Origin of the sequence: Snuella sedimenti (assembly GCF_016428595.1) — a bacterium.
Lineage (GTDB): Bacteria > Bacteroidota > Bacteroidia > Flavobacteriales > Flavobacteriaceae > Snuella > Snuella sedimenti.
Genome location: NZ_JAELVQ010000036.1, coordinates 1 through 25,135, shown reverse-complemented (window position 1 = coordinate 25,135; position 25,135 = coordinate 1). Strand labels below are relative to the sequence as shown.

The following is a 25,135-nucleotide window of genomic DNA, read 5'->3' as shown; positions in this document are numbered from 1 at the left end:
ACCTTGGTTTTGACCAAAGTTATTCTGTAAATCAAATCAAAAAATCAAAGAACGTATCGTATATGTTGTATTTACTGCATTTTTAGAGAATTAAACTTTAACAAACGCATCACTACTAATGGTCAATCTACAATTTAAGCTTTTCTTGCTTTATTTATCTTTGGGAATATTAATTTAATATTATCTACATTTCTCAAACGGTTAAAATATGTTCTTATATCGCTTGTGCTTTTAGCGATCTCTTCTTTAGCAGCGTTGATATCTATAATTAAGGAATCCTCTATTTTTTCAGAAAGATTAGATGAATCACTTACTTGAGCTTTTTCTTTAACCTCTTTAGAAACAACTACCAATTTATCAGCATCAGCATCAACAGTATTTGTTTGTGCATTTACAAAAGAAAAAGAAAAAAGTAAAACGATTAATATGAAGTAATTTGTTCTCATCTTGATTTGGGGTTGTTTAACGATTCAAATATAGAATCAGATCCTCCGCCAACATAAAAAAATAGTTGTATCTCACTGTATTTTCGATTATTAGAAAATGTGCATTATTTCACCGATTATAAGATAAAAACAACCTTTTTACCGATCAAAAACCCCTTACTGTGCTGTTCACCTATTTAATTAATACATTCAAGGAAAAAACACAGCTTTCTAAGCCAAAAAAAGCGGATAATCATACTTCACTTTCCTGACAAAATACACATTATCTGCATTTCATTCCTGTTTTTAAATCTTACACATTATATTTGCCCAAAATATAATTACACATGACAGAATTACGACATATTATAGAGGAAGCTTGGGAAAACAGAGCACTTTTGAATGATGATAAGACAACAACTGCAATTAGAAAAGTAATAAGTTTACTAGATCAAGGTGAACTTAGGGTTGCTGAACCAATTGCCGACGGTTGGCAAGTTAACGAATGGGTAAAAAAAGCTGTTGTTTTATATTTTCCAATTCAAAAAATGGAAACTATAGAGGCAGGACCTTTAGAGTTTCATGATAAAATACCTTTAAAGCGCGGTTATGCTGAAAAAGGCATTCGTGTAGTACCGCATGCCGTAGCAAGACATGGTGCCTACATTTCCAAAGGCACTATTTTAATGCCTAGTTATGTAAACATTGGTGCTTATGTAGACGAAGGTACTATGGTCGACACTTGGGCTACCGTTGGAAGCTGTGCACAAATAGGCAAAAATGTCCACCTTTCTGGTGGTGTTGGTATTGGTGGCGTTTTAGAACCTTTACAAGCTGCTCCCGTTATTATAGAAGACAATGTTTTTGTTGGATCGCGTTGTATTGTTGTTGAAGGTGTTCATGTTGAAACCGAAGCAGTACTTGGAGCGAATGTTGTTTTAACGGCATCAACAAAAATAATTGATGTTACAGGAGATACACCCATTCAAATGAAAGGAAAAGTACCAGCACGTTCGGTTGTTATACCTGGTAGTTACACCAAAGAATTCCCTGCAGGCAATTATAATGTCCCTTGTGCGTTAATTATTGGACAACGTAAAGAAAGTACAAATAAAAAAACATCACTTAACGACGCTTTGCGCGAACATGATGTAGCAGTATAAGTAAAATATTTAATCCTCTTAACTATTATGAAGACTATTTTGATCGATGCATGGAATACTCTTGTCTCTAAAAATGGCATCAATCAAGAGTTAAAGACACTTCTAGATAGTTACCCTCATCAAAAAATTATTGTTACCAATGCCGATAGAAATGAATTAATTTCTTTCGGCATTGTAAATATGCCATACCCTATTTTTAGCTTATATCATAGACCTGACAAAACTAATCCTAAATACTTTAAAGTATTATTCTCAGAATACAACCTTACTACAGAAGACGTTCTTTATATTGAGCATAATGAAGATGCAATAAAATCTGCTAAATCAATACATATCAAATGCTTTTGGTTAAAACCTAAAGACCCCATAAATAAATTAAAACTATTTCTAGATTCTAACCTATACGATCATGGCATATAATATTAACTTAGAAGGAGAGAATATGCTAGAAGCAGAAAGAATGCTGAAAAATGTTGCTATAATACTAGATGATTGTAATATAAACTATTGGCTTGAAGGTGGCACCTTATTAGGTTTAAGAAGAGAAAACAGATTGCTTCCTTGGGATAATGATATTGATATATCAATAATGATAGATGAAAAGCATAAATTTGATGATTTTTTTAAAACGCTAAAGAAAAAAAAATATAGAGTGAAGACTCGTCAATTTAAAAATTCAATTCCTCCATTTAAACAAAAAGATATTCGTATGATTAAAATTCGTGAACGTCGTTTTTTTGGATTAATTAAAGGAATTGTATGTCTTGATGTTTTTATTAAATACCCTAAAAATGAACATACCTATTGGGAAATAGACAACAAAATTAAATCGGTTCCAAGTAAATTTTATAAATCTTTTAAAATTATCAACTTCAAAGGCTATTGTTATTCAATTCCAAAATTAACAGATGAATATTTAGAATATCGCTATGGTAATTGGCAAAAAACTGTTAAAGACTGGAATACATCTAAAGATGATAATGCTTTAATTTAAATAAACTTTAAAGCAATTGTAACGTGTTTTTTATTATCGTACTACTAATATTCTCTGTATAAGAAAAATACTCTACTGGACAACTAGTCTTAGGAAATTTGCCCAACCAATCATCTCCAACAGAAATAGCATCAATATTATACTTATCAACAATTCGCTGCTTATTTTTGTCTACTTGCGGAATAACCTCATCAACAAATTTAATAGCCCTAACTAACTTTATACGCTCCTCAAAAGGTATAATAGGTCTTTTACCTTTTTCTTTTTCTATCAATTCATCAGTAGATACTCCTACAATCAAATAATCACAAAGCTCCTTACTCTTTTCTAAAATATTCAAATGTCCATAATGAAAAATATCAAAACAACCTGAAGTATACATTTTAAAATACTTCTTTTTTTTACCCCCTTTTTTTACAAGGACATTAATTTTGTTTTCATTTCTCAACTCAATAGTTAAATTATATTTATTGACAAGACATATTTCCTTTAATAATTCGAATAGTTCATTTGAACAGTTATCAAGAGCTCCTGTCACTTTAATTGATTCATCAGATTCATTAAAATTAATGTCCCATTTTTCAAATCTTAACTCAAGTAGGTCAATATCAATATCCTGAAGCATTTTTCACATTATTTATGTTCAGCGCAAAACTACAAAAATCCTTAAACCTAACAAGTTTCTAGTTGTACTATAATAAAATAACCTTCATTAAAAAGTAAAGTGTTATTTACTAAATGAAGTATCATAATATTACTGTAATTTTAATTTTATTTTAACTTTGCGGTAGAATTCCTAATTCCAAAAGGAAAAAGCGATAAGTAATAAGGCAACTAACTAATCTATTGTCTTATTCTTTTAAAACCATTTTACTGCATGAAAATAATCATCCTTGCTGCTGGCATCGGTTCTCGACTAGGTAACCCATTTCCAAAACCATTAACCCCACTAAAGAACGGGAAGAGCATCATGAGAATGCAAACCGATAATATTGCTTCAAAATATAATATTGATGATATTAATGTGGTGGTAGGGTTTAAAAAAGACCTCATCATGGAGCGTTTTCCCGAACTCACCTATGTTTACAATCCCTTTTTTGATCGTACCAACACCTCTAAGAGTTTATTACAAGCATTAAAAAAGCACCGAGACAAATCCGTACTTTGGCTTAATGGTGATGTGGTTTTTGATGAAAAATTATTAAATGTCTTAAACCCTTTTATTGATGCCAACGAATCATTTGTTGCTGTAAACACTAGTAAAGTTGCAGAAGAAGAAGTTAAATACACACTAAAAAACGGATATATTAACGAACTTTCAAAAACTGTAAAGAATGGCTTAGGAGAAGCCGTAGGTATTAACTTTATTTCATCCGATGATATTTTGAAATTTATTGATCGACTAGAAGAGTGTGATGATAATGACTATTTTGAAAGAGGATTGGAACTTGCTATAGAAAAAGACAACCTAAAAGTAAAAGCTGTAGATATCTCAGCCTATAATTGCATGGAAATCGACTTTATTGAAGATTTGGAAAGTGTAAATAATTTGTTGTAATGAAGGTTATTCTTTTTTGTCAAAATAATTATGCATTTGGTATTCTAAACCCCATTAAAGAAGTGTTAAGGGACAGGGGTTATGATTACCTTTGGTTTATTACAGAAAAGATAGTTAAGGACTTTCCATATAGAGAAGATAATTACACTACTTCCGTAGCCCAATTGAAGGCTTTTTCAAGCGACGCCATTTTTGTCCCCGGTAATGAAGTCCCATACTATTTAAGAGGGCTGAAAGTTCAGGTTTTTCATGGATTGGCCGGAGAGAAAAAAGGCCATTTTAGAATTCGGCATTATTTTGACCTGTACCTTACACAAGGGCCTTATTTCACTAAAAAATTTAATGAATTAAAACGTATACACCGCAACTTTGATGTGATTGAAACAGGATGGCCCAAGCTAGATGTGTATGCAACCGATAAAATACGTTATGAAGAGGAAAAAGAAGAATTACTAAAAAAGCATAACGCCAAAAAGGTGATTCTATATGCACCAACCTTCTCGCCCAAACTCACTTCTGCTCCTTTTTTAGTTAATCAAATAAAAGAATTGGCTAAAAACAGTAACTACGTTATTCTATTAAAGTTTCACCCCTTAATGGATGCGCAGTGGATAGAAACTTACAAAACCTTGGCTGAGGAAGTGGAAAATATTATTTTTCAAACAGAAAAAAATATTATTAAATTTTTATTGATTGCCGATATTTTAGTTAGTGACACATCATCGGTAATTTATGAATACTTACTGTTGGATAAACCCGTAATAACCTTCAATAATATTTCCGATTTTAACAACCATTGGTACGATACCGACGATTACAACAATCTGGTGAACCTAGTAGACCATAACTTAAAAGAGGACCCTTACGCCAAAAGCCGTCAAGCTATTAATGAACAATTTCACCCATATCAAGATGGCAAGTCCGCTTTAAGAATGGTGGAATCAACCATTCAATACATTAAAGCCAATGGTGTTCCTAAAAAGCGTAAACTTTCATTCTTGAGACGCTTAAAAATTCATTCCATGTTTGGAAAACCCTAAGAAGATTTGTCTTTAACAATACCATAATGGCTAAAAGTTACATTTTGCCTTTTAGTTGTTGACCGTATTGCTTTATTTTTTAAAATAACTGCTTCATTTTTATAAGGCCTTTCGTGGTATAAATGCACGCAAATAGCACTATAACGTATTTGTTTGAATTTAACGCCTTTATTCATTAACCGTTCTCCAATTTCCCTGTCCTCACCACCGTATTGCATACGTTCATCAAAACCATTCACGGCTAAAACCAATGCTTTCCATCCGGAAACATTCATGCCATCAAAAGTCGCCTTAGTTGGTGTAAACGTATTTAACAACCAAGCCTTAAAACCTTTAGCTGTTAACTTATTAGCCTTAAAATTCTTTTTTAGGCCATTCTTTACCAACCAACTCAAATCAAAACAAGTTTGGTTAACAATATCTTGTTTAGAAATAAGCTTAGAAATAGTTTCAGGTAATTTAAAATAGCCTCCAGATAAAAAACAGTTCTCCTTTTTTAATCTTAAATGTGTAGCAACAAAATCATTTCTAGGAATGCAATCGCCATCTGTAAAGATTACATAATCCGAAGACGTTTTTAAAACGGCCTTATTTAAAATCACCGTTTTTTGAAAGCCATTATCCTCATGCCAAACATGCGCTATTTTTAATCGAGATGTAGCAACAAATCTATCAATAAGCTTTCTAGTCGTCTCTTTAGATCCATCATCGGCAATAATAATTTCAAAATTCGATTCCGTTTGTTGTTCATAACCCCAAAGTACTTTTTCCAACCATTCTGGCTGATTATAAGTACTGATAATTACGGATGCTTTAAATGTGCTCATTGCAACAAAATTAACTATTTTTACCTACTAATAATGACACTACATACTTTATTTTGAAAGACGTTTCCACCCAGATTTCTGCACTACTAATTACGTATAATGAGATTGAGCATATTGATGCTGTGATTGACAATATTAATTTTGCTGATGAAATTATTGTGATCGATAGCTTTAGTACAGATGGTACTTATGAAAGGTTAAAATCCATGGAACATGTAAAAGTGCTACAGCGCGAATTTATAAATTTTGCCGACCAACGTAATTTCGCCATCAAACAAGCTAATTGTAAATGGGTATTATTTATTGATGCCGACGAACGTATTTCTCCAAACTTAAAGACCGAAATACTAAACACCACTAAGTTTCCACATAATTTTGTAGCATTTAAATTTAAGAGAAACTTTGTATTTGAAGACAGAATTATGAAGTTTAGCGGATTACAATCAGACGCTGTTTTTAGATTGTTTATAAAGGGAACTGCTAAATATAAAGAGGACAGGATTGTTCATGAACTTCTAGAAGTTCAAGGCAATAGCAAAACACTTGAAAATACCATGCTCCACTATTCCTTTAGTGATTACAATAGTTATAAAGCAAAAGCCGAACACTATGCTAAGTTAAAAGCCTTGGAACTTTTTGAAAAAGGTAAAAAGCCCAATGCATTCCATTTTTACCTAAAACCACTTTATAAATTTGTAATAAACTACTTTTTTAGATTGGGCTTTTTGGATGGAAAAGCTGGTTATACAATATGTACTTTAAATGCTTATGGGGTATATTATCGTTACCGAGAACTCAAACGATTAGTTAGTAGCCGATCTCCAGAACTTTAATCGCTTTTTCAATTGCTTCTTACGGTAAAACCGTTCTTGAAAATCTTCCGTTTCCTTCCACATTAACTCAAAAATTTTACCATAGTCCTCACCAGTACATTTAGCATATTCATCACTCATCACTTCAACCATGGATTTATGAATTGTAAGTCGGGAAAAATTCTTAATACGAGATTTAAACCCCATGTTTCCAAATTTCATCCTATTTAAATCCACGAGATAGAAATCATAAGAATCTTCATTTTTCTTAATTAAAGTATTCCCTGGTGAATGGTCTAAAAAATGAACCCCTTTTTTATGCAAGGTATATGTAAATCTTGTAAATGCCCTTAAAATAATATCGTAATCGGGTAGATTAAAGTCTTTTGTAAGCTCTCTATAAGTTATATCATAATCCAATTGTTCGCTTACATAGAAACTTTTTTTAAATAACAACGGTGTCTTAAATTCGTAGTAGGCTATAGGAGCTGGTGTGCCTATCCCCAAGGCTAATAATTTATTAGCATACTCGAAAGAACGTTGTGCCTTGCTTTTTCTAAAAAAATTATAAACCAGCTGATTTATAATATTAGGAATTTTAAAAGCCTTAATGTTTATGGTTTGTCCATTTAATTGAAATAACTTTAACCTATTCCTAGAATCTTTGATAGACTCCCCCGCACTGTCAAAATCCATTATTAGATTGTCTATTGACGTACCAAATGCTTCGTATTGGCTATGATAAACCTTCTTCATTTGGCAATATTACAAAGATTTAGACAATGTAAAAAACTAATACTAAATTTGCCATCAAAAGTAATTTCTATTCCATGCATAAAGAAATAAACAGTGCCGTTCAAGTCTTAAAAGAAGGCGGCCTTATACTCTACCCTACCGATACCGTTTGGGGCATAGGCTGCGATGCTAATAACCCTGATGCTGTAAACAAAATTTACAAACTAAAGGAACGTGAAGACAGCAAAGCGCTTATCTGTCTGGTCGCAGATGACAGAATGTTAACAAAGTATGTGAAAACTGTGCCCCAAGTGGCTTTCAACATCATAGAGGTTGCCGAATCTCCAACAACAATAATTTATGACGAAGCACAAAACCTGGCAGCTAATTTAATTGCCGAAGACGGTACGATTGCTATTCGAATCCCGGATAATGATTTTTGTTTTCAACTATTACGACGATTTAACGGAGCCATCGTTTCGACATCGGCAAATATAAGCGGACAACCAACTCCAAAATCATTTAAAGAAATAGCTCCACCTATTTTAAAAGGTGTAGACTATGTTGTAAATTTGCACCAAGAAAAAATCTGTGCCAAGCCATCTTCAATCATTAAATTGAAAAATAATGGTGAAGTAAAAATTATAAGACAATAAAATGCTAATTTTCAAATTCCAAATCCCAATATTAATTGGAATTTGGTGCTTGAAATTTGATCATTATGAATCATAAACAAGCTCTAAAACACCCTATTTTTAAAATCATCTCGCAATCGGCAGAAGCCTTACAAATGGATGCTTATGTTATTGGGGGATTTGTACGCGACTTCGCTTTAAACCGAGGTAACGCAAAAGATATTGACGTTGTTGCTATAGGAGATGGTATAAAACTTGCAAAACACGTTTCAAGAAGTCTTCATAACACTCCCAAAGTGCAGGTATTCAAAACCTATGGTACCGCTATGCTTCGTTATGAGGATATTGAAATTGAATTTGTGGGAGCCCGTAAGGAATCCTATACCGAAGACAGTAGAAACCCAGCTGTTGAAAGTGGCTCATTACAAGATGACCAAAATCGTCGTGATTTTACTATCAATGCCTTAGCCTTAAGTCTAAATTCGAATGATTTTGGAGATTTACTTGACCCTTTTAATGGTATCTCAGATTTAAACAATAAGATCATCCGTACACCATTGGATCCAGACATTACTTATAGTGACGATCCGTTACGCATGATGCGTGCCATACGATTTGCTTCCCAGTTAAACTTTAAAATTGAGGAAACATCTCTACAAGCAATTAAAAAGAATAAAGAGCGCATAAAAATAATAACCAAAGAGCGTATCGTCGTTGAGCTTAATAAAATACTTGAAAGCGAGATACCTTCCATTGGTTTTTTATTATTAGAAAAAACAGGACTTCTCGATTTTATCCTACCTGAGTTAACAGCCTTAAAAGGCATTGACGAAATTGAAGGACAACGGCATAAGGACAACTTCTACCATACACTTGAAGTTGTTGACAATATTGCGAAAAACACCAATAACCTTTGGCTAAGATGGGCTGCATTGCTACATGATATAGGCAAGGCCCCAACAAAAAAATTCAACAAAAAAGTTGGATGGACCTTCCACGGACATGAGTTTGAAGGCTCTAAAATGGTCTTTCGATTGTTTAAGAGGCTAAAAATGCCCTTAAACGATAAAATGAAATTCGTTCAAAAAATGGTATTTATGAGCTCTAGACCAATTGTATTGGCTCAAGATATTGTTACAGATTCTGCTGTAAGACGTTTAATTTTCGATGCTGGTGACTATGTAGAGGATTTAATGATATTATGCGAAGCAGATATCACAACCAAAAACCCTAAAAGATTCAAAAAATACCACAACAATTTTAAAATTGTTCGTGAGAAAATCGTTGAAGTTGAAGAACGCGACCATGTTCGTAATTTTCAACCACCAATTTCTGGAGAGGAGATTATGAAAACCTTCAACTTAAAACCATCACGCGAGATAGGAATTATTAAAGATGTTATAAAAGAAGCCATATTAGAAGGTGACATACCTAACGAATATGAAGCTGCTTATCAACTCATGCTAAAAAAAGGAAAAAAATTAGGTTTAAAAGTAACTAAGCAACAAAGCCCCTAAGTTACAAAGCTTTAAAAAAGCAACTAATAAATTTGGGTTACTATGGAAAATACAAAGACATTTAGAAAATTACTCATCTGGCAAAAATCCATGGTTTTTGTGACTAAAATTTATTCTGAAACGAAATTGTTTCCCAATTACGAATTATACGCTTTAACCTCGCAAATCAAACGTTCTTCTATATCGCATTCTAACCAGTTTTATTAAAAAACTAAAACGTTAACCATTAAAACTCTGCAACTCTGGAACTTTGAAACTTTGAAACTCTGAAACTTTGAAAAACAAAAAAGACAACAAAAAAGTGGTTTACTGGTTACTTACTGGTTGCTCATTAATTTTCATAATGGTAGTTATAGGTGGTATCACTAGGCTCACCGATTCTGGTTTATCCATTTCCAACTACAAATTAATAACAGGTACCATTCCGCCCCTAAATGAAACGGAGTGGCAAGAGGCCTTCGAACTCTACCAACAATTTCCCGAATACCAAAAACTACATTATCATTTTACCTTAGAAGACTTTAAGGGTATTTACTTTTGGGAATGGTTACACCGTTTAATTGGTAGACTTATTGGTTTAGTATTTATTATCCCCTTTATCTATTTTTTAGCTACCAAACAGCTAACACAAAAGACCGTCAAGAAATGTTTAGTTTTATTAGTACTAGGAGGCTTTCAAGGCTTTTTAGGTTGGTATATGGTTAAAAGTGGCTTGGTCGATATGCCAGACGTAAGCCATTTTAGATTAGCCGCCCATTTAACGACAGCATTTTTAACTTTTGCAGCTACCCTTTGGGTTGCTTTAGATTTATTATATCCCAATAAAAAACAGATAAACATTAAATTTAGGAACTTGATAATTGTAAGCTATCTTATACTTATCGTTCAAATAGTTTATGGTGCATTTGTCGCCGGCCTAAAAGCAGGTCTATTACATAACCATTGGCCACTCATGAACGAAAACAAGTTTATACATGAAACTGTTTACATCTTAGAACCTTTTTATCTGAATCTTATTGAGAATCCTAGTGGTGTGCAATTTGTTCATAGAATGATAGCCTATTTGGTACTTGCCTCTATTTTAGTTATTTGGCTTAAGGCCAAAAATATGTCGCTTACGCCATCTCAAAATACAGGTATTAGTGCTTTAATAATTTTTGTTTTATTTCAGTTTTTATTAGGAGTACTCACTATAATCTATGCCGTACCGCTTTGGCTGGGCATAGCACACCAGATAGGTGCATTTTTATTACTAACAGCTATGACATTTACACTGCATCGTTTCAGCAAATAATCTAAAAAGTATACCTTTGTAGCATAATTTTTTCACCATGATCTATAGATTTAGAGTTATTTTAGATAACGATACTGAAGATGATGTGTTCCGGGATTTAGAAATTCGTGACACAGATACACTTGAAGATTTACACAATATAATTACACAATCCTTTGGTTTTGATGGCACTGAAATGGCTTCGTTTTATCTTAGTGACGACCAATGGAATCAAGGTGAAGAAATCTCGTTATTCGATTTAAGCGACGATAACCACGCACGCTTAATGAACGAAACCTGTCTAAGTGATACTGTACACGAAAAGCAAACAAAACTTATATATGTATATGATTTTTTGAGCATGTGGACTTTTTATGTAGAATTGGCAGAAGTTGTTGAAGAAACCCATGGCATTGACTACCCTAACCTAATGTTTGTTCATGGACAAATTCCAGATGTAGCTCCAGATAAATCATTTCATGCGGATGACACAGAAGATCATTTCGATGAATTTGACGATGGGCTGGATATCGACGATTACGATACTTTTGACTTCGATGAAAACTGGAATTAAGAGTTGCTTAAAGAGTGCTTATAAATTTTTAATTTTTACATTTTCATAATTGCGGGTTAAATATTCTAAAGATCGCTTTAGAATTTCCCCCATGCCCTTACAACGCTTAAACTTAACATCCTGAGTATATTCAAAAATTTTGGATTTTAACATAGCAATATGTTCTTCCTTAGAAATAGAATCGGAAACCATACAATTCAACAATTTGTCTATTCTTCCGTGAAAACTTTTTAAACGCTTTACAAGTATAGAACGCTCTTCTATTTTATATTGATCTATAGATAGCTTTTGTATGGTATCAGTAACCAATTCAACCATTTTTAAATTTTCCTTAAAAAACTGTGGTCTGTAAATATTAAACTTACCTTCATACGATTGTTGATCAAAATCAATGGCACGTATCTTATATACCACATGATCGAAGTCGTGTGTGGGAACAATTACATAATTGTATGAACGCATATCGCCCAAAAGCCTAATCATACACCGTTCATTAAACTTTACAAATTCCTTGGCTATTTGTGATTTTTCGGCTTTACTGCATTTGGGCAACATGTTCTTTATAAACTCATCCCCCGGAATACCAGTAATATGCTCTTCTATTAAGGTGTTTTTATACACCAAAAAATTTAAATTATAGGGAGATAACATATGCTCTAGTTCTAGTCCATAAATACGTGACGCATCTGCTGTTTTTACATAAAAATAGGTGTAATTATCATTTAAAACATTCCGGATCTTTATCCTAAAAGGTTTTGAATTTCCAAACGTACAATAATCTATGGCGTCCACATTAAGAAATGGAATGGTACTCTCATTACCATCAGAATGTAGGATAGTGTAAACCTTTTTTAATGACAGATCGATCTCTTCCCGTTCAAACTCATCGTAATAAACACGAATCCAAAGGGTATCGTTATCCTCTTTATCATAAACAACTACCGATCCTTGAAAACGCAATAAATCATCATAAAATATAGGTATTTTTATATTTCTGTTATACTCCGTAAGATAATTATGTAATCTGTCTATTACAGGGTATGAAGGCTTCTTTTTAGATATCTTTAGATCTTGCATAAATATTCGAATTAGTCAAATTTAAAGCTTTTATCAATATACTTGTAACAAAATGAATGCAGCATCGTCGAATAACCATAACTAATTTTAGTTTCAACACAAACTTTATACCTTGGAACCCATTCTTTCAATTAATAATCTAACAAAAAAATTTGGGCATATAACTGCTGTTAACAATTTGTCATTTACCATTAACAAAGGCAATGTTTATGGCATATTAGGACCTAACGGTAGTGGCAAATCGACTACTTTGGGAATTGTTTTAAACGTTGTCAACAAAACACATGGCGAATTTCATTGGTTCGATGGGCAAACATCAACCCATGATGCTTTAAAAAAGGTAGGAGCCATTATTGAGCGCCCAAACTTTTACCCTTATATGACAGCTGTACAAAACCTAAAACTAGTGTGTAAAATTAAAGGTGTTGCTTACGACAACATAGACGAAAAACTTAAAATAGTTGGACTTTTAGAACGCAAGAACAGCAAATTTAAAACGTACTCTTTGGGTATGAAACAGCGTCTAGCTATTGCTTCGGCACTATTAAACGACCCTGAAATTCTAATTTTAGACGAACCCACCAATGGTTTGGATCCTCAAGGTATTCATCAAATACGTGAAATCATTAAGAATATTGCTGCAAAAGGCACAACTATTTTATTGGCTTCCCATTTGCTAGATGAAGTCGAAAAAGTATGTTCACATGTTGTGGTATTGCGTAAGGGCGTAAAACTATATTCCGGTCGCGTAGATGAAATGATTTCCAGTCACGGTTTTTTTGAATTACAGTGTGACAACATCCCTGATTTAACAAAAACGCTTAAAGAACACCCTGCCTTTGGAACAATTAAAATAGAAGGCAATACCGTTAGAGCTTTTTTAAATGAACCCATGGAATCCCAAACGCTTAACAAACTACTGTTTGATAAAGGCATTGTATTAAGCTACTTAATACAGCGAAAAGAAAGTCTTGAAGAGCAATTCCTCCAACTAACGGATAACCAACCATCAACTATCTAATTAACTACATGCTACGTCTTTTAAACTTAGAATTACAAAAACTATTACTTAATAAAACGAGTAAAGTCCTTATTTTTATTTCGTTTATCCTTCCCTTTTTCATCATTCTTCTTTCTTCCCTAAAGATTAATGTTTTTGGCTTTTTCACATTGGAATTGGGAGAGTTGGGAATCTTTAATTTCCCCATTATATGGCATTTAACAACCTTTTTTGCTGCCCAGTTTAAATTCTTTTTTGCAATAGTAGTTGTTAGTATGATCGGTAACGAGTATAGCAACAAGACCATTAAACAAAATTTGATCGATGGACTAAGTAAAAAGGAATTTATTCTTTCTAAATTCTATACCATTGTTTTCTTTTCTTTAGTGTCTTCACTACTAATCTGTTTACTTTCATTATGCATTGGACTCTACTATTCAAGTTACACAGAAGCCTCTATCATTTTTCAAGAAACAGAATTCTTACTAGCCTATTTCATTAAACTTATGGGCTTCTTCAGTTTATGCCTATTCTTTGGCATATTAGCAAAACGTTCTGCTTTTGCTCTAGCTTTTTTATTTATATTATTTATTTTGGAATGGATTACATTTGGCCTTATTACTTGGAAGTTCAATGCTGATATAGCCGAAAAAATACAGAATTTTTTCCCTTTAAAATCCATGCACAAACTCATAGATCAACCCTTTCAACGTATAGCCATGTCTAAATTTCCAGATAAAGAAACCTTAGCGTACGATTATGCCGTGCATTGGCATGAAATTGCAATCGTTATGGGCTGGACTGCTCTCTTCGTCTTTTTATCGTATAGATTATTAAAACATCGGGATTTATAATATCTTTGATAGCTATTGCTATTAAAAGATGAAATGAACATTAATAATTTTATACATTTTTTCACATTGAAGAATGTATGAAAGTTTTAGTGAGGGAACGTAGTGGTTGCATGCGTTCTTAATTTTATAATTAATTTCATTATAAAATAATTATTAAAATTCAAATGCGTGAAAAAGGCTATCCTTCTGATATTTTGTTTTGTAAACCTAAATACTTTCGCTCAAAATGAAGCTGCAAACTGGTATTTTGGATATAATGCCGGTATAAAATTTAATCAGGCCAATAGTAACATTACAAAACTTACTGACGGACAATTATTTACCAACGAAGGGTGTGCTTCTATTTCAGATGGCTTCGGCAACTTACTTTTCTACACCGATGGTTCTAATGTTTGGAATAAAAATCACAATTTAATGCAAAATGGCTCTGGATTATATGGAGATGCCTCCAGTACACAATCTGCCATCATTGTACCAAAACCAAAAGATCCAAACATCTATTATATTTTTACTGTTGATAGTAGAAACCAAAGAAATGTAAATCTAGGCTTGAATTATTCTATCGTAGACATCACATCAGATGGTGGATTAGGAGCTGTTACAGTTAAAAATATGCCCTTACTCAAAAAATGCTCAGAAAAACTAACAGCTGTTTTAAAAGATTGTGTTAGTAAATCAATTTGGGTCATGACATTTGCCTCTGAAGATGGAACTGAAAACACATACAATACATTTCATGCTTTTGAAGTTAGTGAATCTGGAGTTAATTCAACTTCCGTAAAAACAACTTTCCAAACACTTATAGGAGATGCCAGAGGGTATTTAAAGTTATCTCCAGATGGATCCAAAGTAGCTTGTGCCAATGTAAGGGATGGCATGTATATATACGATTTTGATGCAACATCGGGAAAGCTCTCTAACAACACCGCCCTCACTATAAAATCAGGAAATGGAGGCATCTATCCCTATGGCATCGAATTCTCTCCCAATAGTCAACTATTATACGTAAGCGCTTCAAACGATTTTTTTTCTCAAAGTGCAGCCGATAATAACCCTGCAAACCATCAATCTACCTTAACACAATTTGATTTAATGGTTGCCGACATACAAAACAGTCAAATAACAATAGAAGAAAGACAGATGTATCGAGGCGGTCTTCAATTAGGACCCGATGGAAAAATATATCGAGCTCTAAGCATTACTTACGAACAAGGGTCGCCTTTTCTTGGAGTTATAAATAATCCTAACGAAATAGGTACATCTAGCAACTATAAGCACAACGCAATAAACTTAGCGCCCTTTGAATCTTCACAAGGTTTGCCTCCATTTATTACATCATTTTTTAATATAGAAATAGATATCATTCAAAACGGACAAAGCTCTGTAAGCCTGCTATTGTGTGAAGAAGATTCATATACTTTAAAAGCTGAAGATATTACTGGCGCTACTTATATATGGCAACAAGATGGCGCTACTTTAAGTGAAAATACATACCAGCTTGAAATTACAGAAAGTGGTCATTACGAGGTGCTTATTGATCGTAATAATGGAGACTGTCCAATTGAAGGAGAAGCCTATGTTAGTTTTAATCAAAACCCAGAAGCTTTTAATACAACGCTTCTGCAATGCGACGAAGATGGTTTAAAGGATGGAATTTCGCTATTCAATCTTAATGAAGCCAATGAAGAACTAACGGGAAATGTAACAAACCTTTCCACCGTGTTCTATTTGGACGCATCCATGAGCAATATGGTAACAAATAGCAATGCGTTCAACAATACAAGCAATCCACAAACCCTATACGTTGAAGTTATTAACGACGACACTGGGTGTTCCAATACCTGCGAATTAACCCTTTCCGTTAGTCTTACAGATTCCAATGATGTAGAACTCCCTGCCGTTTGCGATGATGATGGTACCGAAGACGGATTTCATGTTTTTAATTTAAGCGAGGCAGATACTTTAATCATTGCTGGGCTCCCCAGTGGTTTAAACATTTCCTATTTTGAAACTTACGAAGATGCACTAACCGAGCTAAACAATATCGGAACAACCTACACTAATACGGTTCCTTATTCCCAAACCATTTACGCCCGCGTTGAAAATGCAAATAACTGCTACGGTATTAGCGAAGTACAATTAAAAGTTAACAAATTACCTGAAATCATTACTGAAGATTTAACATATTACTGTCTTAATAAATACCCCGAAACCATTAGTTTAAATGCAGGGATTAGCATTGGCGAATCCTCCAACTATACGTACCTCTGGTCTACAGGAGAAAGCACATACGAAATACCTGTTAATGAACCCGGTTTGTATACTGTAGAGGTTACAAACTCCAATAACTGTTCTAAAACAAGAACCATCACCGTTGAAGCTTCAAATACTGCTAGCTTTCAATCTATAGAAGTCGTTGACGTCTCTCCGAATAACACAATCACTGTAACGGTCTCTGGAGAAGGTACATACGAGTATGCGCTGTTAAATGAAAACGGTGGGGTTTACAAACCTTTCCAAGAAAATCCTACTTTTGAGAATGTTTTTCCCGGAATTTATACTATTTCTGTAAAGGATGTAAAAAATGATTGTGGCACTGTACAAGAGCCCGTGTCGGTTATCGGCTTCCCGAAATACTTTACGCCCAATAATGACGGCTTTCATGATACCTGGCAAGTATATGGAATCTCTAATATGTTCCAACCAAACACTAAAATCCTTATTTATAACAGGTATGGCAAATTATTAAAACAATTAAATCCTCTTGGCAAGGGATGGGATGGCACCTTTAATGGCAAAAAACTACCGTCAGACGATTATTGGTTTGTAATTAAACTACAAGATGGTAGAGTCGTTAAAGATCATTTTAGCCTAAAACTATAATTTTCTGCCAAAAAACCCTCCAAAATTACTTTTCATCTGATTTTTTTTGCATTTCATCTAAATTATACCTATTTTTCGCCTTGAATTAATCCGTTGGAACGGTGCTATTTATGCCTAAAACACCAAATAAAGAGAAACCTACTTTAGTATGAGATCGATCCGTCTTATCTTGATTACATGTATTTGCTGTTATAACGTAGCATTGTCGCAACAAATTACTGTTGATAATAATATTCCTGTTCAAGATCTTATAGAAAATAATTTAGCCGATGGCTGTGTGGAAATTTCCAATGTTACTTCGTCTCTTAATGGCAGTACAGATGGTTTTTCCAGTTTTGGTTCTTTTCAAAGAGGCAACTCCAATTTTCCGTTAAGTAGTGGTATCCTACTCACTACAGGAAATGCTGCCTCAGCTGGTAATACTTCAAATACAACAGACCTAAGTGATGGTACACTTGGTTGGGGTACCGATCCCGATATAGAAACAGCACTAGGCGTTAGTAACACTGTAAATGCCACCGTTATAGAATTTGATTTTATCGCGCTTTCAGACAACATACAATTTAATTACTTATTGGCTTCCGAAGAGTATTACGCCAATTACCCTTGTAATTCGTCCGACGGTTTTGCCTTTTTAATACGGGAAAGTACAAGTACAGGGCCGTATCAAAATATAGCCCTTATCCCGGGAACCAATACACCTGTAACAGTCAATAATATCCATGATGAAATTTTAACCCAGTGTTCCGCTGCCAACGACACCTATTTTGACGGTTATAGCTTTGGTGATACAAATTACAATGGTAGAACAACTGTTCTTACCGCAGCAAGTAACGTAACACCTAACGTACAATACCATGTAAAACTAATAGTTGCCGACCAAGGTAACGACCCTTCCTATGACACCGCAGTATTTATTGAAGCCAATACCTTTACCGAATTAGAACTTGGCGACGCTATTAGTAGCTGCACGGGAAATGTTATACTTAACGGTGAAATACAAAACCCATTAGCTACCTATTCTTGGTATAGAGATGGCGGACTTATTTCTGGAGAAACCAATCCTACAATAAATGCCTCATTAAGCGGTCTGTATCGAGTTGATATTGATATTAATGGCGTTAGCTGTACGATATCGGACGAAGTCAACGTTACCATCGATAGTGAACTCACCACCAACCCCATAGCACCTTATTTGCTCTGTGATGATAATGGTGATGGAGAGGAAATATTTGATCTTTCAACTAAAGACCAAGATGTTATCAATGCCATTCCTAACCTACCGGCAAACTATACCATTGCCTACTATTATACAGATGCTGATGCTAGAAACGATTCCGGTAACATAACATCACCAATACCATCCGGTTCCCGTACTATATATGTTCGTGTAGAAGATTCCGATCAAGGCTGTGTTATTTATGGCACTATTGCTCTGGAAGTCAATAATCCACCAACAATTACCCAACAGGTAACTTGGGATGTATGTGATAACGACAACGTTCCGGACAATAGCACACAAATAGACTTAAGAGAAAAAGATAATGAATTCACAAACAGTCAAGCAAACCTTAATGTAAGTTACCACTATACACCTTTAGATGCTGCTAATGGTAACAGCCCAATCCCTCCACCCTATGTAAACTCAAACGCCAATGAAACGCTTTACGTTAGAGTTCTTAACACAATGACAGGCTGTATTGCGACTGGCTCGTTGGATCTTAATATAACAAATGGTAATACAGGTATTATTAGAGATACTCAGTACATTGATGCATGCGATGCAGACCACGATGGCACATCTAATTTTAACCTGACAGAAGTTATCAACACCATTTTGAATGGTGAAACCGGTTTCTTACCCCCTACGTACCATACAAGTCAAAGTGATGCCGAATCAGGAACTAACCCCATTTCAAATCCTACAAACTATCAAAATACAAATCCAGAAGAACAAACTATTTATGTTAGACTGGAAGACAGCACAACAGGCTGTTATGCCATTATACCTATAGAAATACATACCAATCTTTTATTAACCGCTACAAACATACCAGAATTAGGCTTTGCTTTTTGTGACGATGACAATGATGGGAGCGTTGATGTCTATCTAAATCCGTTAGAATCTGTTATTGCAAACGGCCTCCCCAATGTTACCGTTACCTTTTATCATACTGAAAACAACAGAGATAACAACATAGGAGCCATAGATACCTCTTCACCATTAACCATATCAAACGACGTTATCCTTTACATTAACCTTGAAAATGGTAGCTGCTCTGAAGTATCAGAAGTCTTATTACGTATTAACCCAGTTGTTACCTTCCCAAATACAGAACCTATAAATTATTGCGACAACGATGATGATGGTTTTACGACCATTGATTTCGACTCTCTAGATCCCCAAATAACTGGAGGCGTCCCTGGCTTTAGCGTACGCTATTTTTTAGATCCCAACGATGCTGACTCTGGCACAAACCAGTTACCAAGATATTACGACTCAGCATCAAACACCTTTTATGCTCGAATTGAAAATACCACTACAAATTGTTATACGGTCAATGAATTTGAGGTGAATGTCGTTCCGGCTCCCACTGTAAATCAGCCTTCCAATATTGTAATTTGTAACAATACTGGCACAGCAACAATAAGCCTTGATGATAAAATTTCGGAAGTGGTATCAGACCCCACAGGTCTTTCAATTGATTTTTATGAATCTTATGACGATGCTCTTAATAATGTAGGCGCATTAGACGAGCAATCCTACAACACTGTTTCTAGAACTATTTATGTTAGAGTACAAACAATAGCCCCACCTGGTTGCTTTAATATTGTTTCTTTTGATGTTGTAATAAATACAATTCCGGTAATCCCTAACATCGTCCCTTATCAAATATGTGTAGATGAAGGCGTTACATCGACCAACTTTATTTTAGCCGACAAAGACGGTGAAATATTAAATGGTCAAAGCGGCAAAGAAGTCTTTTACTATGAAGACGCAGCATTTGCAAACCCTATTGACAAACACAGTCCCTACGCTAGTTCTGGAGCACAAACCATTTATGTTCGTGTAGAAAATATAACAGATCCAGATTGTAACAGCACGGCCTCCTTTACTTTAGAAATCGCTTCTAACCCTGATTACAACAGAGACTTTGATGACTTCCCTCCAGTATGTCAAACCACTGCTGGAAACCACACATTTAACCTTGAAGCCAAACGCCAAGAAATAGCACAAGGAAGTACCGATACTTTAAGCATTGAATTTTATTTATCTGAAAATGATGCCTATAACAACACTGGTACGCCGTTACCTGATCAATATACATCTCAAGCACTCCAAGGACAATTCTATGTAAGAATTGAAAATACAGGAAACACTTGTGTTGTTGTTGAAGAAGTTAGATTTATAACATTTCCAACACCTCACATTATTTCAGCTTCAATAGCACCTGTATGTGATAGCGATTACGATGGTAATACAACCATCGATTTAAACAACGCCGTATTCGACATAGAAAATGTACGATTCAGCGATGTTAGCATTTCATATTATGAGGATGTTGATTTAATAACAGAAATACCAACCGCACAGCTAACCAATTATCCCATAAGTACGAGCAAAACGATTTATGTTAAAGCTGAAGTCGATACAGGCTGCTTCGATTCATCCACTTTAGACTTACAGGTTAACCTACCTCCAACTTTATTAGATATAAACACAGTTGCTGATTGCCAAACCCCAAACAACACCTACGACTTAAGTCAGGTAGACACCTTCTTGATTCACAGTAGTACCAATGCCACTATAAGCTACCATGATTCTCAAGCTAACGCCGAAAACAATACAGGGACATATACCAACAAGCAATTTAGTTATACAAGTCCGGGAAGCTATACCATCTACGCAAGAGTCGAAGATGCTGTTACCGGATGTCCAGCTTTTACCTCTTTTACATTACAAATAAACACCAACCCTATTGCCAACAGACCTCCAAACCTTACTGAATGTGATGATGATTTTGACGGAGACTTTGAATTTGACCTTACACAATATGAACAAACAATATTAGGAAATCAGAATCCAAATAACTTTTCTGTTTATTATTATAACACCTTCGACAATGCTGAAGCTGACGCCAACAGACTTGACACATTACACGAAGCAACTAATGGAGATACCATTTACGTACGTGTAGAAAACAATAGTTCCGAGTGTTATGCCCTTACTGAATTTAATACCATCGTTTACCCGTTGCCCTTAATTCCTATTAACGAAACCGAAGCATTGTGTAGTAGAGACGTTCCCAGAACCCTGAATGCTGATACAGGTAATCAAGGCGATACCTATTTATGGTGGAACGGTGCTACAACATCCGTAATATCAGTTGATGATAATGACTTAGGCACCCATTGGGTTTCAGTAACCACTCCTAATGGCTGTATCCACACAAAAAACTTCACATTAATAGAATCTGAAGCAGCTACCATAAACTTTACGACAACCGTCGACTTTGCCGATCCTAACAGCATTACCGTCGATGTAAGCGGCATGGGAGACTATGTCTATATCCTGGATGATGGTGAACCTCAAACCTCCAATGTATTTGAAAATGTTTGGCTTGGGTTACACACGGTTACCGTAAGGGATTTAAATGGTTGTAACGATGTAAGTAAAGAAGTAATTGTTATCGATGCTCCTAAATTTGTAACACCTAATAACGATGGCGCTTTTGATTACTGGCATATAGTCGGCATTGAAGAACTTCCGGGAACAGTCATTTATATTTATGATCGTTATGGAAAACTGCTTAAAACCTTACCACACACTTCTGTCGGTTGGGACGGCACTTTTAACGGTCAAAATATGCCAGCAGATGATTATTGGTTCTTTGCAAAAGTTAAAAAAGATGGTGAGGCATTCGACTTAAAAGGGCATTTTGCATTAAAACGCTAGGCACTTTGATTACTAAAAGCATAGTTATATATTTGTTAGCTACGCTAACAGTATAATCATTGAAAAACCAAACCATTAACAACCATTTTAAAATTATAATAAATTCTATTATAATTTTATTCTTTTTCACTCAAAATTCCCATACGCAAACCACATGTTCATTAGGAGACCCCGTGTTTGTTGAAAACTTTGGCTCAGGCACCAACCGTTTGGGACCATCCTTAAACCAAGACCCCAATACGAATGTACACCCCAATTACAGACCAGCCGGTTTATACACCTATGTCGGTACAGGCAGTGTTTCGCAAGACCAATACGGCATCATGAAAGACCCAAAGGATGCCGCTCCCGGTGGTGCTGGATGGAATGATAGTTTCCGGGATCATACAGGCAACCCTAATGGCTATTTATACTATTGCGATGCAAAAGAAGATCTCAATGTATTTTATGCTCAAAAGATAGATGGTTTATGCGACGATATTGAGTACGAACTATCCGCCTGGTTCGCAAAAACAAACGCTCCCGATTATTTCATAGACCCTAATATTAAACTAATAATAGGCTTTACGGATGCAAACGACCAAAACATTGGTAGCATTGTTCAAACTGATACCGGTCCAATAGAAGGCGTAGGCGCAAACAGATGGCATCGTAAAAGTTTGGTCTTTACCGTACCAACAGGAACTGAAAACATCTACTTTATGTTAAAAAATAACGTCTCCGGTGTAGCAGGAAACGACTTGGCCATTGATGATATAGAAGTAAGGCCCTGTGGTCCACAAATCGACATTACCGATACTGTTACAAGTAACATAATAAGTAATGAAACCTATTGCATTACCAATCCTAATGATACCTCCATTAGTATTTCCGCAAATATTGCCAATACTTTTGTCATGCAATGGCAAGAGTCTACAGCATCAGGCGTATGGACGGACATAGCTGGTGAAATAAATAATACTTTAAATTATACCATTCCCAGCTCAAACGCTTTTTATCTGTTAAGGCTTAAATTCGCTCATAACCCAGACAACCTTCTCAATACAAAGTGTCATTTCTTTACAGAGCCCATCTCCTACTATCGCACCTATGCCAATACTGCTTCTACCATGCAATTATGCGATGATGACAACAATGGACTTGTGTTTTTTGACTTAGCGTCCCAAAGCAACCTAATAAATAATACCAACGGAGTAACAATCACCTACCATACATCACAAGCTTTAGCAGAATCGGGAAGTGCCCCACTAACAAGCCCTTTTGAAAGCGGCAATGCTACTATTTATGCGAGGGTTCAAAACAACACGAACACCACTTGCTTTGCGACAACGAGCTTTAACCTGGAAGTTTACGAAACGCCCTTCCCCTTGGATGCTTCAAGTATTATGCCGCTAGAAGAATGCGACAACACATCTGTAGGCACCGATACCGATGGCTTTATAGTGTTCGATATAACCCAAAGGGAAACCGATATCCTAAACGGACAGGATCCCGCTGATTTTACGGTTTCTTATTATTCTGATGACACCTATACCAGCCTAATCCCCAATCCTTCTTCCTTTGAAAACACGACTTCCGGCGGACAAACCATCTATGTACGGGTTACCAATAACCAATATAACGATTGCTATGGGGATACGGCATTTCAAATTGAAGTGTTCGAACTTCCCGTGGTCAATAATCCCGGTACCTATTCGCAATGTGATGATGCCTCCAACGATGGACAGGCACTATTTAATCTAACTTTGGATAGCATTAAAGATGAAATCAATCCAAATCATGGTGATGAAGGCCTGGCTTTCTTTTATTACGAAGACCAGAACGAAGCAGAAATTAAAGGCACTGCGATAACCACTCCCGAAGCATACCAAGATGCCCTTGGCTTTGTCCCTGAAACCGTTTACATACGTGTTGAAAACAACTATGGATGCTTTAGAGTTGTTCCATTAACCCTAGAGGTCAATCCCTATAGTGGTGCTTTAGCACTTTATAATCCCGATCCGATCCATCAATGCGATGACGGCATGGATATCAGGGATGGTGTTGCCACCTTCGATCTGTCTGATTTTAAAGACCACATAGAAAATGTTATGTTTTCAACATTCAATGCCTCCGTTCACCTTTACGAAAGCCAGGCAGATGCCGAACTGGAGACCAACGAAATAACCGATCTGGCAAATCACCAAAATGAAAATTCACCAAACAGCCAAGACATTTGGGTTCGCGTTAAAAGTGATCTGAACAACGATTGCTTGGGACTGGAAACGTTTCCCGGTTTACTAATTGTAGAGGCCTTGCCTGTAGCTAATCCAGTTGCGGTAGACAGACAATGTGACGACGATTTTGACGGAGCCTACCCTTTTGATGTCTCTACTGTGGAAGCTACCCTGTTGGGAGGCCAATCCTATAATGATGTATCCATAACTTATTTTGACAACTCTGGCAACCCCTTAAAGGACTTTAATGGTAACGATGTAACCAGTCCTTTGTCAAATATGCTTTTAATAGACAGCCAGACCATTACTATCCGGTTAACCAACAACAACACCAGTGATCCCGATGGCCCTTGCTATGACGAAACGACTTTAGAGTTTATCGTGGATGTCCAACCAGTTGCCAATCCGGTTGCAGACCAAGTTGTCTGTGACGGGGATGCCGGGGATGATGACAATGATGGCGTATACCCATTCAATACCTCAAGCTTTACAAGTACTATTTTGGGCACGCAATCAACCATGGAGATCTATTACAACTATATCGACGAAAACGGAAACGCCGTGACCGATAGTCCAACACTGCCCAATCCATTGA

The 25,135-nt window shown here is 35.4% G+C and carries 21 protein-coding genes; 16 read left to right on the top strand and 5 right to left on the bottom strand.

What is annotated here, in order from left to right:
* Window positions 1-134: 134 nt before the first annotated feature.
* The gene (locus tag JF259_RS16775; RefSeq protein WP_199116866.1) at window positions 135-446 is read right to left on the bottom strand and encodes a hypothetical protein; all 312 of its coding nucleotides are present in this window, start codon (window positions 444-446) and stop codon (window positions 135-137) included.
* 326 nt (window positions 447-772) lie between these two features.
* Here JF259_RS16775 and JF259_RS16770 point away from each other — a divergent pair, with 326 nt between their 5' ends.
* The 3 genes from JF259_RS16770 to JF259_RS16760 are packed head-to-tail and all read left to right on the top strand — an operon-like array spanning window position 773 to window position 2,582.
* On the top strand, window positions 773-1,588 hold the full coding sequence (locus tag JF259_RS16770) for a 2,3,4,5-tetrahydropyridine-2,6-dicarboxylate N-succinyltransferase (protein WP_199116865.1): 816 nt from the start codon (window positions 773-775) through the stop codon (window positions 1,586-1,588).
* A gap of 27 nt (window positions 1,589-1,615) precedes the next feature.
* Window positions 1,616-2,008 carry a hypothetical protein gene (locus JF259_RS16765; RefSeq protein ID WP_199116864.1) on the top strand — a complete coding sequence of 131 codons (393 nt, stop codon included), beginning with the start codon at window positions 1,616-1,618 and terminating at the stop codon, window positions 2,006-2,008.
* On the top strand, window positions 1,998-2,582 hold the full coding sequence (locus tag JF259_RS16760) for a LicD family protein (protein WP_199116863.1): 585 nt from the start codon (window positions 1,998-2,000) through the stop codon (window positions 2,580-2,582). Before JF259_RS16765 ends, JF259_RS16760 begins: the two co-directional genes overlap by 11 nt.
* Before the next feature lie 7 nt (window positions 2,583-2,589).
* On the opposite strand, the gene JF259_RS16755 is transcribed toward JF259_RS16760, so the two are convergent.
* Window positions 2,590-3,207 (bottom strand): adenylyltransferase/cytidyltransferase family protein, encoded by a 618-nt coding sequence (locus tag JF259_RS16755; RefSeq protein ID WP_199116862.1) that lies wholly within the window; start codon window positions 3,205-3,207, stop codon window positions 2,590-2,592.
* 252 nt (window positions 3,208-3,459) lie between these two features.
* Between JF259_RS16755 and JF259_RS16750 the strand changes: the two genes are divergently transcribed.
* Both JF259_RS16750 and JF259_RS16745 read left to right on the top strand, forming a co-directional pair.
* Window positions 3,460-4,140, top strand: coding sequence for a phosphocholine cytidylyltransferase family protein (locus JF259_RS16750; RefSeq protein WP_199116861.1), 681 nt, complete (start codon window positions 3,460-3,462; stop codon window positions 4,138-4,140).
* Window positions 4,140-5,180, top strand: coding sequence for a CDP-glycerol glycerophosphotransferase family protein (locus JF259_RS16745; protein WP_199116860.1), 1,041 nt, complete (start codon window positions 4,140-4,142; stop codon window positions 5,178-5,180). The genes JF259_RS16750 and JF259_RS16745 overlap by 1 nt, the downstream gene beginning before the upstream one ends.
* Here the strand turns inward: JF259_RS16745 and JF259_RS16740 are convergent.
* Window positions 5,177-6,007 (bottom strand): glycosyltransferase family 2 protein, encoded by an 831-nt coding sequence (locus tag JF259_RS16740; protein ID WP_199116859.1) that lies wholly within the window; start codon window positions 6,005-6,007, stop codon window positions 5,177-5,179. The two genes, JF259_RS16745 and JF259_RS16740, sit on opposite strands and share 4 nt — an antisense overlap.
* A gap of 53 nt (window positions 6,008-6,060) precedes the next feature.
* Between JF259_RS16740 and JF259_RS16735 the strand changes: the two genes are divergently transcribed.
* On the top strand, window positions 6,061-6,840 hold the full coding sequence (locus JF259_RS16735) for a glycosyltransferase family 2 protein (protein ID WP_199116858.1): 780 nt from the start codon (window positions 6,061-6,063) through the stop codon (window positions 6,838-6,840).
* Here the strand turns inward: JF259_RS16735 and JF259_RS16730 are convergent.
* On the bottom strand, window positions 6,811-7,575 hold the full coding sequence (locus tag JF259_RS16730) for a lipopolysaccharide kinase InaA family protein (RefSeq protein ID WP_199116857.1): 765 nt from the start codon (window positions 7,573-7,575) through the stop codon (window positions 6,811-6,813). The two genes, JF259_RS16735 and JF259_RS16730, sit on opposite strands and share 30 nt — an antisense overlap.
* 74 nt (window positions 7,576-7,649) lie before the next feature.
* Between JF259_RS16730 and JF259_RS16725 the strand changes: the two genes are divergently transcribed.
* From JF259_RS16725 to JF259_RS16705, 5 genes are all read left to right on the top strand, one after another.
* Window positions 7,650-8,210, top strand: a complete 561-nt coding sequence (locus tag JF259_RS16725; RefSeq protein WP_199116856.1) for an L-threonylcarbamoyladenylate synthase — start codon at window positions 7,650-7,652, stop codon at window positions 8,208-8,210.
* Between the two features lie 65 nt (window positions 8,211-8,275).
* A complete protein-coding gene (locus tag JF259_RS16720; RefSeq protein WP_199116855.1) occupies window positions 8,276-9,706 on the top strand; it encodes a CCA tRNA nucleotidyltransferase in 1,431 nt (476 codons plus the stop codon).
* A 42-nt stretch (window positions 9,707-9,748) separates the two neighbouring features.
* The gene (locus tag JF259_RS16715) at window positions 9,749-9,913 is read left to right on the top strand and encodes a four helix bundle protein (RefSeq protein ID WP_199116854.1); all 165 of its coding nucleotides are present in this window, start codon (window positions 9,749-9,751) and stop codon (window positions 9,911-9,913) included.
* A gap of 136 nt (window positions 9,914-10,049) precedes the next feature.
* Entirely contained in the window at window positions 10,050-11,000 is a 951-nt protein-coding gene (locus JF259_RS16710; protein WP_233164352.1) for a COX15/CtaA family protein, read from the top strand.
* Window positions 11,001-11,037: 37 nt separating this feature from the next.
* Entirely contained in the window at window positions 11,038-11,553 is a 516-nt protein-coding gene (locus tag JF259_RS16705) for an IS1096 element passenger TnpR family protein (protein WP_199116852.1), read from the top strand.
* Window positions 11,554-11,571: 18 nt separating this feature from the next.
* Here JF259_RS16705 and JF259_RS16700 read toward each other — a convergent pair whose 3' ends face one another.
* Window positions 11,572-12,630 (bottom strand): hypothetical protein, encoded by a 1,059-nt coding sequence (locus JF259_RS16700; protein ID WP_199116851.1) that lies wholly within the window; start codon window positions 12,628-12,630, stop codon window positions 11,572-11,574.
* Between the two features lie 112 nt (window positions 12,631-12,742).
* Between JF259_RS16700 and JF259_RS16695 the strand changes: the two genes are divergently transcribed.
* The 5 genes from JF259_RS16695 to JF259_RS16675 form a co-directional block, all read left to right on the top strand.
* Window positions 12,743-13,651 carry an ABC transporter ATP-binding protein gene (locus tag JF259_RS16695; RefSeq protein ID WP_199116850.1) on the top strand — a complete coding sequence of 303 codons (909 nt, stop codon included), beginning with the start codon at window positions 12,743-12,745 and terminating at the stop codon, window positions 13,649-13,651.
* An 8-nt stretch (window positions 13,652-13,659) separates the two neighbouring features.
* Window positions 13,660-14,484 (top strand): ABC transporter permease subunit, encoded by an 825-nt coding sequence (locus JF259_RS16690; RefSeq protein WP_199116849.1) that lies wholly within the window; start codon window positions 13,660-13,662, stop codon window positions 14,482-14,484.
* A 168-nt stretch (window positions 14,485-14,652) separates the two neighbouring features.
* The gene (locus tag JF259_RS16685) at window positions 14,653-17,367 is read left to right on the top strand and encodes a T9SS type B sorting domain-containing protein (RefSeq protein ID WP_199116848.1); all 2,715 of its coding nucleotides are present in this window, start codon (window positions 14,653-14,655) and stop codon (window positions 17,365-17,367) included.
* Between the two features lie 148 nt (window positions 17,368-17,515).
* Window positions 17,516-22,324 carry a T9SS type B sorting domain-containing protein gene (locus JF259_RS16680; RefSeq protein WP_199116847.1) on the top strand — a complete coding sequence of 1,603 codons (4,809 nt, stop codon included), beginning with the start codon at window positions 17,516-17,518 and terminating at the stop codon, window positions 22,322-22,324.
* Window positions 22,325-22,383: 59 nt separating this feature from the next.
* Window positions 22,384-25,135 (top strand): hypothetical protein (locus JF259_RS16675; protein WP_199116846.1); only part of this gene is annotated, 2,752 nt, incomplete at its 3' end.